Here is an 8,297-nt window from a genome sequence, read left to right on the forward strand (position 1 = left end):
TAGCATCAACTATTGAACCTAATTATTTATGTGCGAAGTTTGAGTTAATTAGTTTAAAGAATAAAACTACAAAAATATTTATTGCGGATGAAATCTTTTGGGACAATGTAGAGTATATGATTTTCCATAGTGAGTATTTAGAAATTAGAAAAAAACGAGGTCTTTCATCAAATTATCTTCATGAATGGTTTTTTAATAACTTAGAAGAACAAGTTATTTTGGAAGAAGAAAAGCAATCTATCTACAATGAATTAAGCTGTTCGTATAGATTTCCAAAAGATAATGATATTTTTCTCGATTACTTGTATAAAGAAGCAAAAAAGCGAAGACTCATTATGAAAAGACTAAACGGAGATAATGAGATTGTGAAGAAGTCAAATTAAACAAACGGTAAGTTTAGATGAATAGTGTTGTTTAACTCTGTTCAATGTAGTGTAGTGCTTTAATTTAAAAATTTTTAATTGGATACAGAGTAAAATCCCTGCTTTCAATATAAAAGTAGGGATTTTTGGCGTTTTAATAGACTTAGGATATGTGAAAACCTTCGTTAGTTAAATATCACAGTATCATTAAATGGAATTCCAAGATATTTATATTTTATATGAACCTTATTTACTTCCTCGTTGTGAATTACACTAATTCCATAGATTTCATCATTTTTTGTTGCAGCTCCATTATCTAATTTTTCAAAGTTAGAAGATGGTGAAGTTCCTGTTTTCAAGGCTACCTTATCTATATCTGTAAAACCATATTTTTTCGCTTCCACACTGGTATCATCATTCGTTAAGGTAAAACCTTGCAACGCATTACTCACTTGTATCTTTGTTTCCATAGGCTTTTCACTGTTATTCACAGATATATCTAATATATTTATTTCACTAAAGCCTTTATTACCAACACTAACAATAACTAATTTATCATCTTCACTTGATGCAAGTGTACCAATTTCCAATGGTGGATTAAATTTTATAAAGAAATAAACACCACCGATGGTTATTGCTAATACTAAAAATGATATCCAAAGTTTCTTCATTTAGTATTCCATCCTCATTTTGAATTTTTTATTAAACAAATCCGCTTCGTTAGCTTAATAATAAAGGTTCTTTTTCTTCTTTAGATTTAGTTAAGTCAGCCAAGTTAATGCCGCAAGCAGCTGCATGGACAACTGGATCGTATTTACCGTTATTTTTCAGAAGCGAATAAATTAAATTAGCCAATTTACCACACAAATGACCAATTGCTTTTTTCTTACTCATTCCTTCTTCAACCTTACGGTCATAATAGGCTTTAAACACGGTAGGATGAGGTTTACCATTAGCCAATATTATTAAGGCAATCTGATAAAGTACTCGACGAGCATCCCGAACCCCGCTGTTGGTTTGTTTAGTCCCTTTTACTGATGTACCAGATTGTGTATTTTCAGCCGAAACCCCTAAGTATTTCTTAAATTCTTTATATGTATTGAATCTTTCAATATCACCAATAACGCCTATTAATGTACAAGCTATATTTTCACTAACGAAGGGGAGGGATAGTAGAATTTCAGTATATGGGTGGGGTTGAATTCCTTTATCGGGTACTCCCCATAGAAGATCATGAATTTCCTGATCTATCAGTTTTAAACTTTCTTCAAGCCGTAAGGCTTCTTCAATAACCCACTTTTGGCGTCCTACAAGATGCTCAACAGGCACAGCGACAGTATTAGGCATCACTTCCGCTAAAATTTTAGCAGCCTTTTTGGCAACATTTTTAGCACCAGCTTTTGAAATAGCATTGTATAATTCATCTTCGCTAGTTTCTTTCATATGTAGTCCGGTAGGGTATTGTAGAACCAATTTCATTACTGAGATTGAACTTAATTTTTTAAAAGCTTTGTTTAAATCAGGGTGTGTGACTTTTAGTAATTGTTGTACTTGATTTTTTCTGCGAGTAAGTTGAACATTGAGATACCAACGATCTCTCATAACTGTTCTAAATAAGGATTGTAGTACTGTTTGTGGTCGTATAAAAGTTACACCTTGCATATTGGGGTGAAGTTGCTTATGCCATCCCATATATGACATTACCTTTGCATCCATTGAATCTGATTTCTCGCTTATTCCTAAACTTTTACGGAATTCCCCAACTGCTTTATTTTCTATTTGAAACAAATCATAACCTTCAATTAGTAACACTTGTTGGGCTAAATAAGAATAATGTCCACCCGTTGGTTCTAAGAGGATTAAGAAGTCGTCTTTATTTAAATTGAACTGTTCCTCTATTTGTTTAAGGGCGCTTAAAAATTCTGCGATTCCCACACTATCAGAGTTGAACTTCAGTGTCTTAGTGCGCTTCCAAGCTACTCCTTTAGGGTCTAAAAAAGCTTCATATCTTATACAAGAAGCAACATGGAAACTCGCTCCTATATCAATTCCAACATAGAACTGGTAAAACTTCCGTGATTCTTGTTCATTATTAACTTCAGTTTCATTTCCATAGCTAAATGGACTACTGGTGCTTTTCATTAATTTCCCTCCAATAAACTAACAGTATGACATATCTGACTATCCAAGTTTCTGTTAGAGCTTTAAGCCCAATGTAGCATGTCAGGATTATTTCGCCAGATATTAAATCTCATATTGAACTAAAGAGTCTTTATTCAAAGCTCCAAACAACGGTAGAGTTTCAACTGTTAAAATAATATTAGATTTATTTTGATTTCTATATAGTCTATTAAAAAATACGACATGTATTTTAATTTCCCTCCTAAAAAATAAAAAATCCTGTCGAAATTAACAGGATTTAAGCAGCTATATATAATTAGTATGTGCAGTGCCGTAAATAACATGGAGTGCCTCACGTCAATATTAGAGGTCTAGGAAACTAGCCCCAATCCAGTAAAGGTCGGAATCACCATAAAGGTCACTGCACACCTATATTTTACATGATTTTTTTGAATAAAAAAACAATGTCCCCAAACAATCGGCAGAGTTTCTCTTAAAGAGATCTCACGTTGAACACAAGGGTACATTGATGATTAAATTATATCTTAATTAACCTAATTAAAAAAGCTACCTACTAGCATGTAGTCTATTAAAATTACCGTTATAAATGTTAAAGCATTACAGAAACAATCGGGCCATTATATGTAGTATACCAGTACGTAGTATTTATCGTTAATAACGTTAAATACTACGCTTTTTTTGTTTCTTTATTTACAACATATATTGAGTAGAAAAATATAGTAAACATAGTTTTCATAGATAGAATAAAAAAATTATAGCACTATTGTATCTGGAGGTGATGTTGATGAAAGTGCAAGAGGTTTTAATTGATGACAGAAAGAGATATTTGCTAATTGATGGGGATAACAAACCTGTTGTTCCTGTTTTAAAGTTTCTTAAATATCTAGATAACATTGGAAAAGCGGAAAATACATTAAAGTCATATTGTCATTATTTAAAGTTTTACTTTCAATTTTTAAACGAAAAAGAAAAAGAGTACAAGGAAGTAGATCTTGACCTCCTGGCGGAGTATATTTCTTGGCTTAGAAGCCCTTATCAATCTACTAAAGTAGTTCAATTTCAACAAACAAAAGCAAGAAGATCCGAGCGAACAGTTAATACGATGATGACCTGTGTTCAGAGTTTCTACGATTACCTGATGAGAATTGAAGACTATGAAAAAGACCTATCCGAAAAAACAAAGAAACAAGTGATTGGTAATCATCGATCATTCAAACCCTTTCTACATCATATTTCAAGGGGTAAGCCACATGATAAAAACATATTAAAAATCAAAGAACCACGAAGAGAAGTTTTAACGCTCACAAAAGATCAGATTCAATCTATTCATGATTCGTGTAGCAATATTCGAGACGCCTTATTGGTTCGGATTTTGTATGAAGGTGGCCTTAGAATTGGTGAGGCGTTATCTTTATGGATTGAGGACTTTGATATCGGCTCTACCTCCATTCAAGTAAGAGAATCTAAAACTGTAAGTGGTAAAGGAAGAAGAATATATGTATCTGGCGATACAATGAATGTTTTTCAAGATTACCTGATTGATTATCATGATGCAGATACCAACTATGTATTTATAAATTTAACTGGCCCTAATAAGGGCGAACCATTAAATTATCAAGCAGCTTACGATGTAATAAAACGCATCAGGAAAAAAACTCAGATTGATATTACTCCCCATATGTTAAGGCATACTTATGCCACTGAGCTTCACGAACAAGGGGTTGAAATATCAATAATACAAAAGTTATTGGGTCATTCGAACGTTCAAACGACAATAAATACGTATGTTCACCCTACAGATGACACTATACGAAAAGAGTGGAAGAAAGCACATGACAAGATGAAAGGTGACAATAAAGAAAATGATTTTAAATAAAACTTCTGAACAACAGGCGTTAGCTCTAAGTTATGAGAAAGTTATGCAAGAGTTAAGTGGATATTGGAAAAATGATCAATGGGATCCATTAGATTGCCCACTCTACAAAAAAGGAGCAAAAATAAAAAAACAATCAATAAAATTCAAGGACACATTAAATCCAAGAATTAAAAATGAGTTAAAATATTATTTCTTCAAACGGTTAACTAATTCAGAAATAAATATGGTGACAGTCTGGAGTAATTCTAGTGCAATCAATAGATTACAAGATTTTATCTTGCGATTTTATTCTGATATTGGCTCTATTCTAGACATCCCTTACGAGAAATTTTCAATTCACTATAAAACCTATCTCCTTGAACATGGAAAAAGCAACTTCACAGTAAAGGGCTACCTCCAGTTATACAATCGAATTTATTCATTTTTTCTAGACTGGTATGATCAGCGACAGGAAACAGAGAAAGATATTTGGGATGTTCGGAAACTAGATATTGATTACAATAATAGTAGTTATAGTTATGTTATAAATTTCACTTCCATACCAATGCCCTTTCGAAATTTGGCAAAAAGATATATCCAAAAGCGAGTTCTTATACAAGAGAGTTTAAGTTGGGGTTCAGCCATACAAACTATGGCAAAGCTACAAGAATTCTTTAAGTATATTTATAAGCTGTTTATTGCAAAATAAAAGTGCAGACTATTGCAACGTATTTGTACAGAGTCTAGCACTTTTTTAGTGCCACAAAAAAAGACTTGCCAGCCACCCCAAGTCACTCTACTGTAAAGGTGTCGAATCTCATCAGTGGAGGAATGAAAGGATGCTAGCAATGTCTGAAGTTAATTGTATCAAAACTTTAAGAAACGAAAAAGGACTATCTATTAGCCAAATTGCGGATACATTAGATATAAATTGGAGAACAGCAAAGAAATATGGGGATGGGGATCAACTTCCTCAAGAGAAAACATTTCTAAAAAAAAGAATGATGTATGAAGAACGTTGGGGAGAAATAGTTCTAGATTGGTTAGAAGAGGATTCGAAGGTGAAGAAAAAACTAAGGCGAACAAATAAGCAAATGCATGAGGAACTAGTAGCATTAGGGTTTCCAGGGTCTTATCGAACAGTCTGCGACTTTATTGTAAATTGTAAAGCTGCAAGGGATGACGAACAATCGAAAGGATACGAACGATTAGCTCATCCAGAAGGTGAAGCTCAAGTGGATTTTGGTGTAATGGAGGCTGTACATGAAGGTGAAATCGTTGATGTACATGCATTAATTATGTCATTCCCAGCAAGTAATACCGGTTTTGTAGTACCTCTTCCCTCTGAAAATCAAGAGTGCTTTCTAAGTGGTCTAAAGCTACTATTTAAACAAGCTGGAGGTATTCCGTTAAGCATTCGAATTGATAACTTAACACCTGCGGTTAAAAAGGTACGTGGATCTGAAGGCGAGGCACAATTAACAGATGAATTCATGGCATTTAAAAATCATTATGGATTTAAAGTACAGGTATGTAATCCACGAAGTGGCCATGAAAAAGGAAATGTCGAAAGAAAAGTCGGCTATGTAAGGTATAACTTTTTTAGTGTACCACCTGTTATCAAGGATTTTGATGACCTGACGGAACAACTCTATCAAAAGTTTTTAATAGATAGAAAGAGAATGCACTACCGAAAAGAAGCGATAATCGAAGACCTTTGGGCATGCGAACAAAAGCAATTGCTTAAATTACCAGATAATGATTATTCAGTATTTAAACAAACGACAATCAAATTTAATAAATACAATGAGTTCAAATTAGATCAACATCTTATTCATGTACCGAAAGCAAAGAACTATAGTCAGCTGTATTGCATCACATTTTGGAATGAATTTAAGGTTATTACCAACGAAGGTGAAGTACTATTAAGCGATGCAAGACCCTATATGAGAAAACGTAGATTAATTCCCTGGAAGGATATCTTAAAAGATTGGGTATATAAACCACGAGTGGTCGGACATTCACGCTATCGTGAGTATTTACCTGCAAGAGTACGTGAATACTTACTAACACCCTCTCTGTCTCTAAGAAAACAACGTATCAATGAAATTATTACGTTATTAGTACAGTATGATATGAAAGGAATCAATGAACAGTTCTACGAACTGATTTCAAAGAATGATGAAGTTGTATCAAATCCTTACGATGTCGAGTGGTCACAGTATGATGCATTACAACCCATTGGAGGTGTGAATCATGAAGGAAACCATTGATCAATTATGTAAGCAACTACGTCTAGCTCATATAGCAGAAGGATTTGAAGATGTTCCATTTACAACGCCAAATGAATTCGTCCACCAATTATTATTAAAGGAACGTGATGGACGAGAGCAAGCCAGAGCAGCAAGAAATATTAAAAAAGCACGCTTTCTAGATTATAAAGTTTTAGAGAATTATGAATGGCATAAGGATATCAGTTTACCGCACCATCTGAGTAAAGAAGAATTGATGAATTTAGATTTTATTAAACGAAAAGAAAATGTAATTTTGGTTGGATCTCCTGGTACAGGGAAAACACATTTAGCCTCAGCTTTAGGAAGACGGGCATGTGAAAGAGGATTTGAAGTACGTTTTTATCGTGTGTCTCATCTAGTAGAGGAACTAGAATCTGCACTGGCCAATGGCCGATTAACAAGCTTTCGAAAAAAACTAGAGAAAGTTGATTTAATCATTTTAGATGAAATGGGTTATCTCCCATTTGGAAAAGATGGTGCAGAGCTACTTTTTCAAATAATCTCAGAGTGTTATGAACAAAAAAGTTTGATTATCACATCAAATCTTGAATTTAGCCAGTGGAATCGTGTTTTCTCCGATTCGCGACTGACAGCTGCGTTAGTAGATCGCTTGATTCATCATGCACATATTATCTCATACACAGGATCAAGTTTTCGATTAGCGAACGCACTTTCAAAAAAATTGTAAATATATTGGGTGGCAACACTCTGCATTTCTCGTTGCAAATCTCTGCACTTTTCTCTTGCAAAATACATATAAGCAATATCCAAATTGGAAAGAATTGATTGAACTAAGCAGAAGCGATATAGAGGGTTATATATATTTCTTGCGAACTTCCCCTATGGGTGGAGATAGTGTTCATAAAGGTCAAACTCCATCTGATAATCACATTCATCGCTCAATATCTGTATTAGAAACATTTATTGTATATATCCAAAGATATGAATGGGATGAAGCTCCTAAAAAGCCCGCAGGCTTTCTAATTGTACCTGATGATAAACCACGATTACCCCCAAAGGCATCCGGCCCAATCAAGTACATATCTGATTTTGTTTGGGATCAATTAATGTTTCATATAGATAAACTTCCACAAGATATTATTCCACTTGTAATCTTATTAGAAGCAACGGGTTTTAGAATTTCAGATATCTGTACTTTGAAAATAGATTGCTTGATTCAAAAAGAAGATGGTTGGTGGATTATCGGTGATCAGCGTAAAGTAAAAGAGAAAAATCATCGTGTTCCAATTTCGGAGGAAATAGCCAGTGTAGTACTTTCTCAACAAAAATTAACGAGAGAAAAATCTACTACAGAAACAAATCCTTTAAATTATTTATTTCCTACTTATCATGGCACAAGAAAAGGTCAACCGATTTCTAGGGACAATGTAGTAAATAATTTAAACAAACTAGCTTTTGAGAATAATATAGTTGACGACAAAGGTAACGTTTATCGATGTAAAGCTCATGCATTTAGACATCGTTATGGAGTTAACCTTATTAACAACGGTATGAATATTTTGCATGTACAAAAGCTAATGGCTCATGCGAGCCCGGAAATGACACTAGTGTACGCCAAGATTCATGATAAAACGCTTCGGAAAGAATGGGAGAAAGCAACAAGTAACGGTGCTGTAAGATTGA

8 protein-coding genes are annotated in these 8,297 nt (G+C 33.9%); 6 read left to right on the plus strand and 2 right to left on the minus strand.

The features are described from left to right. Positions 1-383 (plus strand): hypothetical protein (locus tag CD30_RS20370; protein WP_036180358.1); only part of this gene is annotated, 383 nt, incomplete at its 5' end. 164 nt (positions 384-547) lie between these two features. Here CD30_RS20370 and CD30_RS18350 read toward each other — a convergent pair. Then, on the minus strand, positions 548-1,033 hold the full coding sequence (locus CD30_RS18350; protein WP_084078063.1) for a hypothetical protein: 486 nt from the start codon (positions 1,031-1,033) through the stop codon (positions 548-550). 49 nt (positions 1,034-1,082) lie between these two features. Beyond that, positions 1,083-2,504 (minus strand): IS110 family transposase, encoded by a 1,422-nt coding sequence (locus CD30_RS18355; RefSeq protein ID WP_036180360.1) that lies wholly within the window; start codon positions 2,502-2,504, stop codon positions 1,083-1,085. A 784-nt stretch (positions 2,505-3,288) separates the two neighbouring features. Here CD30_RS18355 and CD30_RS18360 point away from each other — a divergent pair. The 5 genes from CD30_RS18360 to CD30_RS18380 all read left to right on the plus strand — a co-directional run. Then, positions 3,289-4,380: a tyrosine-type recombinase/integrase gene (locus tag CD30_RS18360; protein WP_036180362.1), complete on the plus strand. Its 1,092-nt coding sequence runs from the start codon at positions 3,289-3,291 to the stop codon at positions 4,378-4,380. Next, on the plus strand, positions 4,367-5,068 hold the full coding sequence (locus CD30_RS18365) for a hypothetical protein (protein ID WP_036180364.1): 702 nt from the start codon (positions 4,367-4,369) through the stop codon (positions 5,066-5,068). The genes CD30_RS18360 and CD30_RS18365 overlap by 14 nt, the downstream gene beginning before the upstream one ends. Before the next feature lie 130 nt (positions 5,069-5,198). Then, positions 5,199-6,632, plus strand: a complete 1,434-nt coding sequence (istA, locus tag CD30_RS18370; RefSeq protein ID WP_036180366.1) for an IS21 family transposase — start codon at positions 5,199-5,201, stop codon at positions 6,630-6,632. Then, positions 6,616-7,341, plus strand: coding sequence for an IS21-like element helper ATPase IstB (gene istB / locus CD30_RS18375; RefSeq protein WP_036180369.1), 726 nt, complete (start codon positions 6,616-6,618; stop codon positions 7,339-7,341). Before istA ends, istB begins: the two co-directional genes overlap by 17 nt. A 139-nt stretch (positions 7,342-7,480) precedes the next feature. Further along, positions 7,481-8,297, plus strand: an 817-nt coding sequence (locus CD30_RS18380) for a tyrosine-type recombinase/integrase (RefSeq protein WP_235802094.1), incomplete at its 3' end; no start/stop codon positions are given.

Source organism: Ureibacillus massiliensis 4400831 = CIP 108448 = CCUG 49529 (genome assembly GCF_000772965.1).
Classification (GTDB): domain Bacteria; phylum Bacillota; class Bacilli; order Bacillales_A; family Planococcaceae; genus Ureibacillus; species Ureibacillus massiliensis.

Bases quoted from the DNA above. Each gene is read 5' to 3' on its own strand.
- istB (WP_036180369.1), top strand. From the start codon at position 6,616: ATGAAGGAAACCATTGATCAATTATGTAAGCAACTACGTCTAGCTCAT.
- CD30_RS18355 (WP_036180360.1), bottom strand. From the start codon at position 2,504: ATGAAAAGCACCAGTAGTCCATTTAGCTATGGAAATGAAACTGAAGTT.
- istA (WP_036180366.1), top strand. From the start codon at position 5,199: ATGCTAGCAATGTCTGAAGTTAATTGTATCAAAACTTTAAGAAACGAA.
- CD30_RS18365 (WP_036180364.1), top strand. From the start codon at position 4,367: ATGATTTTAAATAAAACTTCTGAACAACAGGCGTTAGCTCTAAGTTAT.
- CD30_RS18360 (WP_036180362.1), top strand. From the start codon at position 3,289: ATGAAAGTGCAAGAGGTTTTAATTGATGACAGAAAGAGATATTTGCTA.
- CD30_RS18350 (WP_084078063.1), bottom strand. From the start codon at position 1,033: ATGAAGAAACTTTGGATATCATTTTTAGTATTAGCAATAACCATCGGT.